General features: G+C 55.9%; 18 protein-coding genes. 9 read left to right on the top strand and 9 right to left on the bottom strand.

What is annotated here, in order from left to right; all coding sequences use genetic code 11:
• Nucleotides 1-15: 15 nt before the first annotated feature.
• The 3 genes from yrbN to mtr all read left to right on the top strand — a co-directional run bounded on the left by yrbN (nt 16) and on the right by mtr (nt 3,378).
• Nucleotides 16-96: a protein YrbN gene (gene yrbN / locus M8Q36_RS25550; RefSeq protein WP_097400725.1), complete on the top strand. Its 81-nt coding sequence runs from the start codon at nt 16-18 to the stop codon at nt 94-96.
• Nucleotides 89-1,993 (top strand): DEAD/DEAH family ATP-dependent RNA helicase, encoded by a 1,905-nt coding sequence (locus tag M8Q36_RS03045; RefSeq protein ID WP_249879998.1) that lies wholly within the window; start codon nt 89-91, stop codon nt 1,991-1,993. The genes yrbN and M8Q36_RS03045 overlap by 8 nt, the downstream gene beginning before the upstream one ends.
• 140 nt (nt 1,994-2,133) lie before the next feature.
• Nucleotides 2,134-3,378 (top strand): tryptophan permease, encoded by a 1,245-nt coding sequence (gene mtr, locus M8Q36_RS03040; RefSeq protein ID WP_249879997.1) that lies wholly within the window; start codon nt 2,134-2,136, stop codon nt 3,376-3,378.
• Nucleotides 3,379-3,421: 43 nt separating this feature from the next.
• Here mtr and M8Q36_RS03035 read toward each other — a convergent pair whose 3' ends face one another.
• The 3 genes from M8Q36_RS03035 to ubiU form a co-directional block, all read right to left on the bottom strand.
• Nucleotides 3,422-4,429, bottom strand: coding sequence for a luciferase-like monooxygenase (locus M8Q36_RS03035; RefSeq protein ID WP_160268557.1), 1,008 nt, complete (start codon nt 4,427-4,429; stop codon nt 3,422-3,424).
• Between the two features lie 139 nt (nt 4,430-4,568).
• The gene (locus M8Q36_RS03030) at nt 4,569-5,447 is read right to left on the bottom strand and encodes a U32 family peptidase (RefSeq protein ID WP_249879996.1); all 879 of its coding nucleotides are present in this window, start codon (nt 5,445-5,447) and stop codon (nt 4,569-4,571) included.
• A 7-nt stretch (nt 5,448-5,454) separates the two neighbouring features.
• Nucleotides 5,455-6,450: a ubiquinone anaerobic biosynthesis protein UbiU gene (ubiU, locus tag M8Q36_RS03025; RefSeq protein WP_020455407.1), complete on the bottom strand. Its 996-nt coding sequence runs from the start codon at nt 6,448-6,450 to the stop codon at nt 5,455-5,457.
• A 239-nt stretch (nt 6,451-6,689) separates the two neighbouring features.
• Between ubiU and ubiT the strand changes: the two genes are divergently transcribed.
• Nucleotides 6,690-7,214, top strand: a complete 525-nt coding sequence (ubiT, locus tag M8Q36_RS03020; protein ID WP_020455406.1) for a ubiquinone anaerobic biosynthesis accessory factor UbiT — start codon at nt 6,690-6,692, stop codon at nt 7,212-7,214.
• Nucleotides 7,208-7,711 (top strand): GNAT family N-acetyltransferase, encoded by a 504-nt coding sequence (locus M8Q36_RS03015; protein ID WP_045513207.1) that lies wholly within the window; start codon nt 7,208-7,210, stop codon nt 7,709-7,711. Before ubiT ends, M8Q36_RS03015 begins: the two co-directional genes overlap by 7 nt.
• Here M8Q36_RS03015 and M8Q36_RS03010 read toward each other — a convergent pair.
• Nucleotides 7,698-8,039 carry a GIY-YIG nuclease family protein gene (locus M8Q36_RS03010; RefSeq protein WP_502825466.1) on the bottom strand — a complete coding sequence of 114 codons (342 nt, stop codon included), beginning with the start codon at nt 8,037-8,039 and terminating at the stop codon, nt 7,698-7,700. The genes M8Q36_RS03015 and M8Q36_RS03010 overlap by 14 nt on opposite strands.
• 14 nt (nt 8,040-8,053) lie before the next feature.
• Here M8Q36_RS03010 and M8Q36_RS03005 point away from each other — a divergent pair, with 14 nt between their 5' ends.
• The gene (locus M8Q36_RS03005; protein WP_249879994.1) at nt 8,054-8,491 is read left to right on the top strand and encodes a YhbP family protein; all 438 of its coding nucleotides are present in this window, start codon (nt 8,054-8,056) and stop codon (nt 8,489-8,491) included.
• Here the strand turns inward: M8Q36_RS03005 and M8Q36_RS03000 are convergent.
• Nucleotides 8,477-8,995 carry a type 1 glutamine amidotransferase domain-containing protein gene (locus tag M8Q36_RS03000; RefSeq protein WP_249879993.1) on the bottom strand — a complete coding sequence of 173 codons (519 nt, stop codon included), beginning with the start codon at nt 8,993-8,995 and terminating at the stop codon, nt 8,477-8,479. The genes M8Q36_RS03005 and M8Q36_RS03000 overlap by 15 nt on opposite strands.
• A gap of 120 nt (nt 8,996-9,115) precedes the next feature.
• Between M8Q36_RS03000 and M8Q36_RS02995 the strand changes: the two genes are divergently transcribed.
• Both M8Q36_RS02995 and M8Q36_RS02990 read left to right on the top strand, forming a co-directional pair.
• The gene (locus M8Q36_RS02995; protein WP_249879992.1) at nt 9,116-9,769 is read left to right on the top strand and encodes an NAD(P)H-binding protein; all 654 of its coding nucleotides are present in this window, start codon (nt 9,116-9,118) and stop codon (nt 9,767-9,769) included.
• A 51-nt stretch (nt 9,770-9,820) separates the two neighbouring features.
• Nucleotides 9,821-10,858, top strand: a complete 1,038-nt coding sequence (locus tag M8Q36_RS02990; protein WP_249879991.1) for a permease — start codon at nt 9,821-9,823, stop codon at nt 10,856-10,858.
• A gap of 58 nt (nt 10,859-10,916) precedes the next feature.
• On the opposite strand, the gene dolP is transcribed toward M8Q36_RS02990, so the two are convergent.
• The 4 genes from dolP to M8Q36_RS02970 are packed head-to-tail and all read right to left on the bottom strand — an operon-like array spanning nt 10,917 to nt 14,607.
• A complete protein-coding gene (dolP, locus tag M8Q36_RS02985) occupies nt 10,917-11,492 on the bottom strand; it encodes a division/outer membrane stress-associated lipid-binding lipoprotein (RefSeq protein WP_017457372.1) in 576 nt (191 codons plus the stop codon).
• A gap of 9 nt (nt 11,493-11,501) precedes the next feature.
• The gene (gene diaA / locus M8Q36_RS02980; protein ID WP_040016590.1) at nt 11,502-12,092 is read right to left on the bottom strand and encodes a DnaA initiator-associating protein DiaA; all 591 of its coding nucleotides are present in this window, start codon (nt 12,090-12,092) and stop codon (nt 11,502-11,504) included.
• Between the two features lie 23 nt (nt 12,093-12,115).
• Complete coding sequence (locus M8Q36_RS02975; protein ID WP_249879990.1) at nt 12,116-12,511, bottom strand: YraN family protein; 396 nt, start codon at nt 12,509-12,511, stop codon at nt 12,116-12,118.
• Nucleotides 12,469-14,607, bottom strand: a complete 2,139-nt coding sequence (locus tag M8Q36_RS02970; RefSeq protein WP_249879989.1) for a penicillin-binding protein activator — start codon at nt 14,605-14,607, stop codon at nt 12,469-12,471. The genes M8Q36_RS02975 and M8Q36_RS02970 overlap by 43 nt, the downstream gene beginning before the upstream one ends.
• Nucleotides 14,608-14,669: 62 nt before the next feature.
• On the opposite strand from M8Q36_RS02970, the gene rsmI reads away from it, so the two are divergent.
• Entirely contained in the window at nt 14,670-15,530 is an 861-nt protein-coding gene (rsmI, locus tag M8Q36_RS02965) for a 16S rRNA (cytidine(1402)-2'-O)-methyltransferase (protein ID WP_249879988.1), read from the top strand.
• Nucleotides 15,531-15,569 lie beyond the last annotated feature (39 nt).

The raw sequence follows: 15,569 nt of genomic DNA, 5'->3' as shown, positions 1-15,569 counted from the left end.
GGTTCACACTTTTCAATGAAAATTGCTAATTTTTTTCACGATGAGTTATGTAGACTGGCCGCCAATGACATAGAGGCACTTGTACTACATGGCTGAATTCGAAACCACTTTTGCAGATCTGGGCCTGAAGGCTCCCATCCTTGAAGCCCTTAACGATCTCGGTTACGAAAAACCATCTCCGATCCAGGCTGAGTGCATTCCGCACCTGCTGAACGGTCGTGACGTGCTGGGCATGGCCCAGACTGGTAGCGGTAAAACTGCAGCGTTTTCTCTGCCGCTGCTGAACAACATCGATCCGGACCTGCGTGCGCCGCAGATCCTTGTGCTCGCTCCGACCCGCGAACTGGCGGTTCAGGTTGCTGAAGCAATGACCGATTTCTCTAAACATATGCGCGGTGTAAGCGTGGTAGCCCTGTACGGCGGCCAGCGTTATGACGTGCAATTACGCGCTCTGCGCCAGGGGCCACAGATCGTCGTCGGTACGCCGGGTCGTCTGCTGGATCACCTGAAACGCGGCACGCTGGATCTCTCTAAACTGAGCGGTCTGGTGCTGGATGAAGCCGACGAAATGCTGCGCATGGGCTTTATCGAAGACGTAGAAACCATCATGGCGCAGATCCCGGAAGGTCATCAGACCGCTCTGTTCTCTGCCACCATGCCGGAAGCAATCCGTCGCATTACTCGCCGCTTTATGAAAGAGCCGCAGGAAGTGCGCATTCAATCCAGCGTGACGACTCGTCCGGACATCAGCCAGAGCTACTGGACTGCATACGGCATGCGTAAAAACGAAGCACTGGTTCGCTTCCTGGAAGCGGAAGATTTTGATGCGGCGATCATCTTTGTTCGTACCAAAAACGCAACGCTGGAAGTGGCGGAAGCGCTGGAACGCAGTGGCTATAACAGCGCCGCGCTGAACGGCGACATGAACCAGGCACTGCGTGAGCAGACACTAGAGCGTCTGAAAGACGGTCGTCTGGATATCCTGATCGCAACTGACGTTGCAGCACGTGGTCTGGACGTTGAGCGCATCAGCCTGGTTGTTAACTACGACATCCCGATGGATTCTGAATCCTACGTTCACCGTATCGGTCGTACCGGTCGTGCGGGTCGTGCGGGTCGTGCACTGCTGTTCGTTGAGAACCGCGAGCGTCGTCTGCTGCGTAACATCGAACGTACGATGAAACTGACCATTCCGGAAGTGGAACTGCCGAACGCAGAGCTGCTGGGCAAACGCCGTCTGGAAAAATTCGCCGCGAAAGTTCAGCAGCAGCTGGAAAGCAGCGATCTGGATCAGTACCGCGCGCTGCTGGCAAAAATCCAGCCTTCTGCTGAAGAAGAGATGGATATTGAAACGCTGGCCGCTGCACTGCTGAAAATGGCTCAGGGCGAACGTCCGCTGATCCTGCCGCCGGATGCACCGATGCGTCCTAAGCGTGAATTCCGCGATCGTGATGACCGTTTCGAACGCCGTGGCGATCGTAACGATCGTGGTCCGCGTGGCGAACGTTCTGAACGTGGTGGTGAAGATCGTCCGCGCCGTGAACGTCGTGATGTAGGCGAAATGGAACTGTATCGTATTGAAGTGGGCCGCGATGATGGTGTTGAAGTACGCCATATCGTTGGTGCTATCGCGAACGAAGGTGATATCAGCAGCCGTTACATTGGTAACATCAAACTGTTTGGTACTCACTCTACCATTGAGCTGCCGAAAGGCATGCCGGGCGAAGTTCTGCAGCACTTCACTCGCACGCGTATTCTGAACAAGCCGATGAATATGCAGCTGCTGGGCGATGCACAGCCGCGTGAGCGCAGCGAACGTCGCGGTGGCGGTGAGCGTCGTGGCGGTTTCGGTGGTGAACGCCGTGAAGGCGGTCGTGGTGAAGGCCGTCGTTTCAGCGGTGAGCGTCAGGAAGGTCGTAGTTTCGGTGGCGAACGTCGCGCACCGCGCCGCGATCGTGACGACAGCGCTCCGCGTCGCCGTAACGACGCATAATCTGCGTTACAGTCTGTAAAGAAATAGATACAGCCCCGATCGAAAAGATTGGGGCTTTTTTTATCCGTAATGTACTCCTGTACTGGTACAATGCAGCAGCCTGAACTACTGGCATTGCTCATCACAGGAGAATCATTCAGATGTCGACACTGACAACCACACAAGCTTCCCCTTCGCTGTTCGGCGGGGTGGTGATTATTGGCGGCACGATCATTGGCGCAGGCATGTTTTCACTGCCGGTGGTGATGTCCGGTGCGTGGTTTTTCTGGTCATTGCTGGCGCTCGTTTTTACCTGGTTTTGCATGCTGCACTCCGGGCTGATGATCCTTGAAGCCAACCTGAATTACCGGAGCGGCGCGAGCTTCGATACCATCACCAAATATTTGCTGGGAAAAGGCTGGAACCTGGTTAACGGTATCTCGATTGCTTTCGTGCTCTATATCCTGACTTACGCCTACATTTCGGCAAGCGGCTCTATCTTGCACCACACCTTTGCGGAAATGTCGCTGAATGTCCCGCCGCGTTTGGCCGGGTTTGCCTTTGCGCTGCTGGTGGCATTTATCGTCTGGCTCTCGACACACGCTGTCAGCCGAATGACGGCGATTGTACTGGGTGCGAAGGTCATCACCTTCTTCCTCACTTTTGGCAGTCTGTTGGGGCATGTCGAGCCAGCAACCTTATTTAACGTTGCTCAGAGCGATGCTTCGTACACGCCTTATCTGTTGATGACGCTGCCCTTCTGTCTGGCCTCGTTTGGCTACCACGGCAATGTGCCGAGCCTGATGAAATACTACGGCAAAGATCCGCGTACCATTATTCGTTGCCTGGTCTACGGCACGCTGCTGGCGCTGGGGCTGTATGTGATTTGGTTACTGGTCACGATGGGCAACATTCCGCGTCCGGCGTTTATTGAGATCGCGGCCAAAGGCGGGAATATTGATGTACTGGTGCAGGCGCTGAGCGGCGTGCTGAATAGCCGCAGCCTGGATCTGTTGCTGGTTGTCTTTTCAAACTTTGCCGTCGCCAGTTCCTTCCTCGGCGTGACGCTGGGGCTGTTTGACTACCTGGCAGACTTGTTCAAGTTTGATGATTCCCCGCTGGGACGTTTTAAAACAGCACTGCTGACCTTTTTGCCGCCGATTGTTGGTGGCTTACTGTGGCCGAACGGCTTTTTGTATGCGATTGGTTATGCGGGGTTAGCGGCAACAGTATGGGCGGCGATTGTTCCGGCATTACTGGCAAATGCCTCGCGTAAGCGCTTTGGCAGCCCGGCATTTCGCGTGTGGGGTGGTAAGCCGATGATTGTGTTGATCCTGCTGTTTGGCATCGGCAACGCCGTGGTGCATCTGCTTTCCAGCTTTAATTTGCTACCTGTCTATCAGTAATCATTTTCTCTCCTCTCCCTTCCGGGAGAGGAGGATCTCTGCGTTAACCGAGCAGTTCCTCTTTCACCTGCATCGCCAGCTCAAACGAATAAAGCCGCGCCTGGTGATCAAAAATTTGCCCGTTGACCATAATTTCGTCGGCATCCGTTTCCCGCAGAATTGACTCCAGTCCGTGGCGCACTTTCGCTTTATCACCCACCAACGACATGCTCAGCGCCTGCTGCACGCCGTATTGTTCCGACGGTGACCAGAACTGATCCATATTGGGGATCGGTGGTGGCAACTGCGCGCTTTCACCACGGCGCAATTTCACAAAGGCCTGCTGCATAGAGGTAAACAGGAATTCCGCATCGCGATTGCTGTCGGCTGCGACAATATTGATGCACACCATCGCGTACGGTTTTTCCAGCCGCGCCGAAGGCGTAAAGTTGGTGCGATAAAGATGTAACGCCTGAAACAACATATCCGGCGCGAAGTGCGAAGCAAAGGCAAACGGTAAGCCCAGTTGTGCGGCCAACTGCGCGCTATACAGGCTTGAGCCCAGCAGCCAGACGGGGATTTTTTCACCGTAGCCCGGCACCGGTCGTACATGCGGGTTGGGATCGCGGGCATCAAACCAGTCCACCAGTTCAGCGACATCACGCGGGAAATTGTCGATATCACCGCTCATATGGCGGCGCAGCGCCATCATGGTGCGCTGGTCGCTACCTGGTGCACGGCCAAGCCCGAGATCAATGCGTCCGGGATAAAGCGTATTCAATGTGCCGAACTGCTCGGCAATCACCAGCGGTGAATGGTTTGGCAGCATCACGCCGCCGGAACCCAAATGCAGAGTTTGCGTATTCGCCGCCAGGTAGCCAATCAATACGGAAGTCGCGGCACTGGCGATACCAGTCATGTTGTGGTGTTCTGCCAGCCAGTAGCGATGATAACCGCGCTGTTCGGCAAGTTTCGCCAGATCCAGCGAATGAGTGAACGCCTCGCGTGCGCTGGAGTTTTGCGGGATCGGCGCAAGATCAAGCACCGAAAAAGGGATCGTTTTATCAGACATACACACTCACTTTGCTACAGCATTGTCATCAGATTGAAGGTCTTCTTCCAGCCTGGCGCAATGTGCCGCGCCCGGCCAGAAAAGCTGCAACTTTCATACTGCATTAACTTGTGACAATTCTTGTTAACAAAGTGAGCTTTTATTGCTGAAGTACCAACCCCGGTAGCTTGCGCCAGTAACCGTTGCAGTCGCTATTAGATGCCAGCGGCAGCGGCGCATTACCCGTTTCATTAGCCTTAAACGCGTCGAGCATGGCAAACGTCTCGTTACCCATCGGCGACAGGCGCACCATATCCACAAGACCCTTCATTGACGTCAGCTCATTGCCCAGATTGTAAACATAGCCGCTCATCGTCTGGATGCCGTTGAGCACAAAGACTTGCTGATTCTCTTGCGAAAGAATGCTGCGCCCGTTCGGGTATTTAATGCAGCAGGTTTCGCACTCATCTTTGGGCCTGTCTTCGGAGCGGGCGGTAAAGCAGCGCGCGGAGTAAGCCAGCGGCAGATGACCGTAGCTCAGCACTTCCACTTCAAATTGCTGACGAATACCGAGGGAATCACACTGATCGAGTAAGTTTTTCAGCCAGTCGCGTGAAAGCTCAACCGGCATGCACCAGCGCACCATGCCTTGCTTGAGCAGTAAACGCAGCGCCACCGCGTTGTAGCAGTTGAGCGCATGCCCGGCGACAAACGGCAGCTTGCGCTCGGCGCAGATATTCACCACGCCCAGGTCGCTGGCTTCGAGTAAAAACTCGCCGTTATCAACGTAACGTTTTAGTTCGTTTAATTCGGAAGAGGCCTGCACCAGCGCCAGCGTGGAAAGCACAACCTGCTTGCCGCTGCCCGCCAGTTGTTTGGCCATATCCAGCCAGTCGCCCACTTTGGTGGCGCGGCGCTTGCTGCAGACGGCTTCGCCAAGGTAAATCACATCGGCGTGGCTGGTGGCGGCCTGGCGATAAAAATCTTCCAGCGTCTCTTTTGGCCAGTAGTAAAGCACCGGCCCTAATGAATATTTCATGGTTTTCCTACTGCCATTTGCGGTGATACGCGCCGAGGGTGGTTTGGGTGCCTTCCGACATCGACCCCAGCGTTTCCATCCAGGCCGATTGCGGCACAAAGTCTTGCGGCGAGGCCATACAACGGTCGATTGCCTGACGCCATACTTTTGCCACCTGGCTGACATAGGCCGGGCTGCGCTGGCGCCCCTCGATTTTTACCGAGGCAATATTGGCGGCCAGCAGCTCTGGCAGCAGCTCCAGCGTGTTAAGGCTGGTGGGTTCTTCCAGCGCGTGATAGCGCTCGCCATCCACCAGATAGCGGCCTTTGCATAAGGTCGGATAACCGGCGTTTTCGCCATCCTGATAGCGATCAATCAGCACTTCGTTAAGCCGGGACTCCAGCCCCTGCGGCGTTTGCTGCCAGCGCACAAAACGCGCCGGAGAACAGGCGCCCACGGTATTGGGCGATTCGCCAGTCAGGTAAGAAGAGAGATAGCAGCGACCTTCCGCCATAATGCACAGGCTGCCGAAAGCGAACACTTCCAGCGGCACCGGCGTGACGCGCGCCAGTTGCTTGACCTGGTGAATCGATAACACGCGCGGCAGCACCACGCGCGCCACGTCAAAGTGACGATGGTAAAAACGAATTGCCTCTTCGTTGGTCGCGGAAGCCTGGACGGAGACGTGGCGCTCAATATGCGGATAGCGCTCGGCTGCATATTCCAGCATCGCTAAATCCGCCAGGATTAGCGCGTCAGCGCCAATCTGCGCCGCCATATCAACGGCGCGCTCCCAGCGTTGATAGCCATCAGGATGCGCAAATGTGTTAATGGCGATATGCAGCTTGCGGCGGTGCTGGTGAACAAAGCTGACCGCTTCCTGCAGCTTCTTCTCGGTGAAATTAAGACCGGCGAAATGGCGGGCGTTGGTATCATCTTTCAGGCCGATATACACAGCGTCGGCACCGTTTTCAATGGCCGCCTTCAGCGCCGGAAGGTTTCCGGCAGGGCAGAGCAACTCCATAGTGTATCCTGCAATCAGGGGCGCTATGGCCCGGATGTACCCCGTGGGGTCGCTAAGTTGTTAATGAACTGGGATTTTAGTTAACCTGTCAGCGACAATTTTTGATTTGAGGCAGTTAAATGCGTATTGATGGCGCCAATAATCCCCGGCTGTTTATTCGTAATTGTTGATTTGTGCCGCTATGCCATTTGTCGATTGTGGCAAAATAACAGTCATTATCATTTCAGGGAGTAAAGCTCGTGTTGGATAAATTGCGCTCACGTCTTGTTCACGTTGGCCCGTCGTTACTGAGCGTGCCGGTTAAACTGACGCCTTTCGCCATCAAACGTCAGGTGCTGGAGCAGGTGCTGCGTTGGCAATTCCAACAGGCGCTGGCGGACGGTGAACTTGAGTTTCTGGAAGGCCGCTGGTTAAGTATCCAGGTTCGGGATATTGGCCTGACGTGGTATACCTCTGTTGCAGATGGGCAGATGATTGTGCGTGAATCTGCCGATGCGGATGTTAGCTTCAGCGCGGACGCCAGCGATTTGCTGATGATTGCTGCGCGTAAGCAGGATCCCGATACGCTGTTTTTCCAGCGCCGTCTGGTGATTGAAGGCGATACGGAACTTGGGCTGTACGTGAAAAACCTGATGGACGCCATTGAGCTGGAGCAGATGCCAAAACCCCTGCGGGTGATGCTGCTGCAGCTGGCGGAATTTGTTGAGGCTGGCCTGCAAGCGCCGCCTGCAACGACACAACCTTCTGTAGGTGAGCCATGCTGATTAGAGTTGAAATTCCCATTGATGCTCCCGGTATCGACGCGCTACTGCGCCGTAGTTTTGACGGCGAAGCGGAAGCGACGCTGGTGCACGATCTACGCGAAGACGGGCTGATCACGCTGGGATTTGTTGCGACCGATGACGAAGGCCAGGTCATTGGCTACGTGGCGTTTAGCCCGGTTTCGGTCGCCGGTGAAGAGCTGCAATGGGTCGGGCTTGCGCCGCTGGCTGTTGATGAGCAGTACCGCGGGCAGGGTATTGCGCGTCAGTTAGTGTATGAAGGGCTGGATTCACTCAACGAGTTTGGCTATGCGGCGGTGGTCACTTTAGGTGATCCTGCGTTTTATAGCCGTCTTGGGTTTGAGAAAGCGGCGCAGTATGATTTGCGCTGCCGCTGGCCAGAAAGCCATGACGCGTTTTTAGTTCATCGTCTGGCGGATGACGCGTTCAATGGCGTCAATGGTCTGGTCGAATACAGCGATCATTTCAATCGTTTTTAACGGTCGCAGATAACAGGCTTTCCCGCAGCGCCTCGAACGAGCCATCCCCGGCGACGAGGTGCTCTTTCTGGCGCTTGGTTAACTGCTTAATGCGGTACTCCAGCCGCAGCGCCAGCGATCTTTCCCCCACCTCGGCCGAAAAAGCCAATGCCAGCGCACCTTTTCCCCGCAACGCTTTTGCGCCCTTTCCGGATTGATGCTGAGTAAAACGCCGTGCGACATCGGTGGTAATACCGGTGTAGAGCATGTTGTCAGCGGTGCGAATAAGGTAAAGAAACCAGGGCGTCATGACGATGTTCAGTATGTTAATGTGAAAGAAAAATAACATGGGGAAGGGAAAAAATGGAGACTCTTGCAGCCATTAATCGCTGGCTGGCGAAGCAGCATGTTGTCACGTGGTGTGTGGCGAATCGGGGAGAGTTATGGTGTGCGAACGCGTTCTATTTTTATGATCCGCAAGCGGTCGCGTTTTATATCCTGAGCGAAGATCAAACCCGCCATGCACAGATGACGGGGTTGAAAGCGCAGGTGGCGGGCACGGTAAACGGCCAGCCAAAAACCGTGGCGCTGATTCGCGGCGTGCAGTTCACCGGCGAGATCCGCCGCCTCGACGGCGAAGAGAGTGCGACGTTGCGTGCGAAGTACAATCGTCGCTTTCCGGTCGCCCGCATGTTATCCGCCCCGATGTGGGAAATTCGTCTTCATGAACTGAAGTTCACCGATAACACGCTGGGCTTTGGTAAAAAACTGCACTGGATCCGCGACTCAGGCGCCCAGTAAACGCAGCGCTTCGCGGTTAAACGCGGGCAAATCATCGGGAGTACGGCTGGTCACCAGCTGATCTTTATCGACCACCACTTCCTGGTCGTAGAACTCACCCCCGGCGTTTTTCACATCCACCACAATCGGTTTCACCGCCGTGAGCTTACGCCCGCGTATCGCATCGGCGCTGATCAGCAACTGCGGACCGTGGCAAATGGCGAATACCGGTTTCCCGGCGCTGATGAAATCGCGCGTGAAGGTGACAAAACGATCGTCGCCGCGCAGAGAGTCAGGCGAGTGTCCCCCCGGCAGCAGCAACGCGTCAAAGTCTGCCGGGCGCACGTCATCAATGGCTTTATCAATCACTACTTCCGCTTCGCCCTTTTTGCCGTGAATGGTTTTCCCGGCTTGTTTCTCAATCGTAATAACCTCATGACCGGCCTTGCAAAATTCATGTGCCGGAGAGGTGAATTCTGAATCTTCAAACTCGTCGGTGATCAAGACAGCAATTTTCTTGCTCATACTTCCTCCGTTGTTTTGGCTTCAGAAAGGGAGTTATGCATACTGATAACTCACCAGAACATTAAGCCTGGTTCAGCAGGCTGACATTGCAACACAGATTCATCTGCAAAGGGGGAAACGATGCAACGTGTATTAATCACCGGTGCCACCGGTCTGGTTGGCGGGCATCTGTTGCGCTTGCTGAATAGCGACCCGCGAATCGACGCGATCACGGCGCCGACTCGCCGACCGTTGCAGGGCATCTCTGGTGTTGCGAACCCGCACGATCCTCAGCTCAGTGACGCGCTGGCACAGGTCACGGAACCGGTCGATACAGTTTTTTGTTGCCTCGGTACTACCCGGCGTGAGGCGGGGAGCAAAGAGGCATTTGTGCTTGCTGATTACACGCTGGTGGTGGACACGGCAATCACCGGCCTGCGCCTTGGCGCCACGCAAATGCTGGTGGTCAGTTCAATGGGAGCAAACGCGCGCTCGCCGTTTTTCTACAATCACGTAAAAGGTGAGATGGAAAACGCGTTGATGGCGCAACAGTGGCCGTCGCTGACCATCGTCCGCCCGTCAATGCTGTTGGGGGATCGGGAGAAAAAACGGGTCAATGAATCGTTGCTGGCACCGCTTTTCCGCCTGTTACCGGGCAACTGGAAGTCGATTTCCGCCCACGATGTTGCCCGCGCAATGCTGGCGCTGGCATTTTTGCCTGCGAGCCAGCCTGTCCGGGTAGTGAAATCCGCGCAGCTACGGGCGATCGCAGCGGATAGCACATTGGCAAAATAGTTATCACGGCGTACTATTCTCGGGCTTATAAATATATCCCCGGGGAATGTTATGACTGGTCAGTCTTCACCTCAAGCGGCAACACCTGTTCAATGGTGGAAACCCGCTCTGTTCTTTCTTGTTGTTATCGTTGGTCTCTGGTACGTGAAATGGCAGCCTTATTACGGCAAAGCATTCACCGCCGCCGAGACACACAGCATCGGTAAATCCATTCTTTCCCAGGCCGACTCCAGCCCGTTTCAGGCGGCGCTTGATTATGCCATGGTCTATTTTCTCGCAGTCTGGAAGGCAGCCGTACTCGGCGTGCTGCTCGGTTCGTTGATTCAGGTGCTTATCCCGCGCGACTGGTTGCTGCGCACGCTGGGGCAAAAACGCTTTAGCGGCACCCTGTTTGGTACGTTATTTTCTCTGCCTGGCATGATGTGCTCCTGCTGTGCGGCGCCGGTGGCGGCGGGCATGCGGCGTCAGCGCGTTTCGATGGGCGGTGCGCTGGCGTTCTGGATGGGCAACCCGCTGCTGAACCCGGCGACGCTAGTGTTTATGGGGTTTGTGCTTGGCTGGCATTTCGCGGCAATCCGCCTGGTTGCCGGTCTGGTCACCGTGCTCGGCGTGGCAACGCTGGTACAGATGCTGGTGAAAGATAGCCCGCAACAGGCAGAGCCGGTGGAGATCACCTTGCCGGAGCCGCAGGGTAGCTTTATGGCGCGCTGGGGCAAGGCGTTATGGCAACTGTTCTGGAGCACTATTCCGGTCTATATCCTCGCGGTGCTGGTTCTCGGTGCGGCGCGCGTCTGGCTGTTCCCGCATGCGGATGGCGCGGTGGATAACACATTGCTGTGGGTGATTGCGATGGCGATTGTCGGTTGCCTGTTTGTTATCCCTACGGCGGCAGAAATTCCGATTGTGCAAACCATGATGCTGGCGGGGATGGGCATGGCGCCTGCGCTGGCGCTGTTGATTACGCTGCCGGCGGTTAGCCTGCCATCGCTCGTTATGCTGCGTAAATCTTTCCCGGCGAAAGCCCTGTGGCTGACCGGCGGCCTCGTGGCGTTGTGCGGAGTGATTACCGGTATTACAGCGCTGCTGTAAGCCAATTAATGCGCGAAAAAAAGCCCGGTTTTGACCGGGCTTTTTCATGACTGCGGGTTTATTTAAGCAGGGTAAAGGCGGTGGTCACATGTTTCACCCCGCTTACGCGGCTGGCGATATCCGCGGCGGCACGGCCCTCGCGCTCGGTGACCAGCCCCATCAGGAACACTTCACCGTTTTCTGTCGTCACTTTCACGTTTGACGATTTCACCTGGTCGCTGCTCAGCAACTGCGAGCGCACTTTGGTGGTGATCCAGGTATCGGAAGAGGCCGTACCCAGACCAATCGGCTGGCCCTGGCGGATCTCGTTAAAGACTTCGGTTGTCCCTTCCACGCCAACGGCAATCTGTTTTGCCCGCGAAGAGAGATCGGTATTCGGCGCCTGGCCGGTCAGCAGCACTTTCCCCTGATAGGCGGTGACGTTAACACGCGCTTCTTTCTTAATTTGTTCGTCTTTCGACAGCGCGCTATTCACGCGCAGTTCCAGCGTGCTGTCATCCACCTGGGTGCCAACGGTTCGCGGATCCGTCGCGGCTTTTGTGCCCACGGCTGCGGAACCTACCACCACTGCGCCAACACAACCCTGTAACAGCAGCGCGGAAATAAGGACTGCGAGGGGCGTAAATGCCTTCATGTGTACTCCTTAATCATCCTGGTGAGGAAAAAGCGTGTTATCAATCAGATCGCATAAGCAATTTACCGTCAGCATGTGCATTTCCTGGATGCGCGCGCTGCGGTGGGAAGGAATACGAATTTCGACATCCTGCGGCCCCAGCAGACCCGCCAGCTCGCCACCGTCGTAGCCCGTCAACGCAATGATTGACATATCGCGCGTTACCGCCGCTTCGACGGCTTTAACGATATCGCGACTGTTACCACGCGTTGAGATGGCTAATAAAATATCGCCGGTATGGCCGAGCGCCCGAACCTGCTTGGCATAAATTTCATCATGCAGACGGTCATTTGCTATCGCGGTTAAGACCACATTATCGGTATTAAGTGCAATGGCAGGTAAACTAGGACGTTCTGTTTCAAAACGGTTGATCATGCTGGCAGCAAAATGCTGTGCGTTGGCGGCAGATGTGCCGTTGCCACAACAGAGGATTTTGTTGCCATTCAGCAGGGAGTGAACCATCGTCATGGCTGCTCGGGAAATGGCATCAGGTAGCGCTTCCGCCGCTGCAATTTGGGTTTGAATGCTTTCCGTAAAGCAGACTTTAATTCGTTCGAGCACGGTAATCCCTATCATTGAGCCAATCATGAGTGGTCGTTAAAGGCGTTGGGTATCCACTCAACATCATTTTCGGTGAAGGCTACCACATCAAACCGGCAATCCACAGTGTCAAAACTCCCATTGTGCCGGGCCAGCCATAAACGCGCGGTATGCAGCAGTTTGGCTTGCTTGGCGCGGGTGACGCTGCTTGCTGCACCGCCAAAACGCGCCGATTTTCGGTAGCGTACTTCAATAAACACGGTCGTCTTGCCGTGTCGCATTATCAGATCGATTTCGCCGCCGCGCTCGCGCACATTGGCGGCGATAAAGTGCAGTCCTTTGCTTTCCAGCAGGCGACGCGCTTTCGCTTCCCACACGTCGCCGGTCTGCTTACGGCTTAATTCGCCGGGACGATTTGCCCCTGTTGATATTTGAGCCATGACAACTTCCTGTTGATCACGCAATCCTGTGTAGCCGTTAAATCGCCGGTATTGCCGTTCAGCTCGAAACCCGGCACCTGACGCATTTGCGAGAAGTTATTCGCCAGCGACCAGGCATCCGCGCCCATCGCGTACAGACGCGCCAGCGAGTAGTCGTTATTCACGCTTTTCAGCGCTTGCTGCATCAGCGACGGATTTGCGCCGGCAAGCATCGGGATTTCGTTGAATTGCAGGCCTTCCATTTCAAGCCGGAAATCCGGGCCTGCGCCGCCCTGCGCGCTGCGTGAGCTGGCGTACAGCATCACACCGCTCTGGCTGCCGGTACGCAGAGTAATCATCGGTTTAATCAGCGCGATTTCATCCTGCGTGGCGACGATATACACCGCGTCAACGCTGCCGCTACCGCTAATTTGCGCATCCGTCGGCGGAGCCGGAATATTCAGACCGCCAACCGTCACGCCTGGCTGCTGTGGCAGGCTGGAGGCAACCGGGCTACCGGTCAGGGCGATGCCAGAGCGACCGTTCAGCCCCATACGCAGTTCAGCGGTGGAACCAAATTTTTGCGCTAACACAACGCCGCCGCCCAGTTTTTTCCACTCATCGGCAAACGCGGTGCTGACGCGTTCACCCAACGCGCTACGTGGCACCAGCAGCAGCGGCGCATGACGACCCTGCTCAAAAATATGGCGTGCGGCATCGTGGGCTTCATCCTCTGGCGAGAGGGCGAAGTAGCAAATGTTGGCACGGTTTTCGACATGCTCCGGCTGGTTGAGTGCCAGCACGTTCAGCGACGTGTTGCTGCGCATCAGCTCTTCAACATTGTTTTTGAGCAGCGGGCCGACCACGATGCTGGCGCCATCCTGCTGAACCTGGTTGAGGATCTGATCCATTGGCTGTGCGCTGGTATCGTACACTTTCAGCTCAGCGCCTGGGTTCGCCGGTGTGCCTGCCACGGCAGGTGCAGCGACCGGTTGCGTCGCATTAGCGTCGGTCGGCTGAGCGGGCGTTGTGGCTGCCGGATCTTGCTGAGCAGTGGCGGCGGAATTCGTTGTTGCTGCGTCACTTTGTGCTGCGCTATCCGGTGCTTGCGCTTGTTGAGCATCCGGTGCAGCCGCATTTTGCTGCGCCGGGGCGTTGGTCAGGTCATTCACATTCGCGTCTGCCGGGCTGACAACGGCTGCGGTGGCGGCCTGGGCAACTTGCTGCGGAACCGCTGGGCCGGAAACCGGGGCGATGCCGTTTTTCGCCGCTTCAAAACCTTGCTGAATAGCGCGGCTAAACACCGACGCCTGGCCATTTAACGGTAACAGTAGCGCGATTTTGTTGGTTGCCGCCGGTTTAAAGTTTTGCATGTTCGACAACTGCGTAGGCAGCATTTTCGCCGCCGGGTTTTGCGGGTAGCGCGTTTGCCAGTCGGTAATGCCCGCTTTCAGCATATTGGGATCGTTGCGGTTGTCGAACCACATGCGTTGCAGGTCGAGCCAGCCTTGCAGCGTCACTTCATCGGCGTTGATCACCAGCGCTCTGGCTTGATCTTGCGTCATGGAGGCCAGCGCTTGCCAGGTGGCGTCGATGTTTTTCTGCTTCTCTTCTGGTTTACTCAACAGCGGTTGCTGGGCAATGAGCGCGCGCAGCAGCGTCAGAGAAGGCTTGCCTTGCGAGGCGGAAATGCCAATTTGCCAGTAACGCGCTTGCTGGTTCTGCTCAAGATCGGCGGGATCGAGTTCGTTGAGTTGCGCTTTCGCACCGGCAAAATCCTTCTGCGCCAGTTTCATTTCGGCAGCGAGCAACGTGCGTTCTTTACGCTGATTATCGCTCAGATCCTGCGGCAGCTGGGCAAACAGTTCGCCGGCCTGCTGGGTTTTTCCCTCTTTCAGCAGTGCACGAATGGCGAGTAATTGCCAGTTGGTCTTGCTATCATCTGTGCTTTGCTGCATCTGCTGCAGGTAATAGCCAGAATCGGCCTGCGCTTCGCCCTGCATATGCGAGGCGCTTTGGTCTGTCGATTGCGTGCCGCAGCCTGCAAACAGCAGGGCGGCGAGCACCACAGGCAGGCAGCGCGTGGCTTTCGAACGTAGAAATCTTGACGGTAGCATACTGTATCCAGTGATAATTTTTACGCAATGCTCAATATTAAATCGGCAATACGGATGAAACAATGAAACAACACGAATCGGCGGAGAATTCTCAAGGTCAGCTCTTTATTGTACCTACTCCTATCGGGAATTTGGCTGATATTACGCAGCGCGCGCTTAACGTGTTACAAGCCGTTGATTTAATTGCCGCTGAAGATACCCGCCACACCGGTTTACTGCTCCAGCACTTTGCTATTAATGCCCGTTTGTTTGCGCTGCACGACCATAATGAGCAGCAAAAAGCCGAAACGCTGGTGGCGAAATTAAAAGAGGGGCAGAACATTGCGCTGGTCTCCGACGCCGGAACGCCGCTGATTAACGATCCAGGCTACCATCTGGTGCGTACCTGCCGCGAGGCCGGTATCCGCGTGGTGCCGTTGCCGGGGCCGTGCGCGGCCATCGCCGCGTTAAGCGCCGCCGGGCTGCCGTCGGATCGTTTCTGTTACGAAGGTTTTCTGCCTGCCAAATCGAAAGGGCGTCGCGATACGCTCAAAGGGCTGGAAACCGAAAGCCGTACGCTGATTTTTTATGAATCCACTCACCGCCTGCTGGAAAGCCTGGAAGATATGGTCGCCGTATGGGGTGAATCCCGTTACGTGGTACTGGCGCGTGAGCTGACCAAAACCTGGGAAACCATTCAGGGGGCGCCGGTGGGCGAGCTGCTGGCATGGGTTAAAGAGGATGAGAACCGCCGTAAAGGCGAGATGGTACTGATCGTCGAAGGGCACAAGGCGCAGGAAGATGTGTTACCCGCCGATGCGTTGCGCACACTGGCGTTACTGCAAACCGAGCTGCCGCTGAAAAAAGCGGCCGCGCTGGCGGCGGAAATCCACGGCGTGAAGAAAAACGCGCTGTATAAATACGCGCTGGAACAGCAAGAGTAAGCCGCATTATGAGCGGGGCGCAGTCGCGTTGCGCCCCGG

It is taken from the genome of Kosakonia sp. R1.Fl (assembly GCF_023516815.1).
Taxonomy (GTDB): domain Bacteria; phylum Pseudomonadota; class Gammaproteobacteria; order Enterobacterales; family Enterobacteriaceae; genus Kosakonia.
The sequence above is the reverse complement of the archived record's forward strand: the minus strand, read 5'-3'. Positions and strand labels throughout refer to the sequence as shown.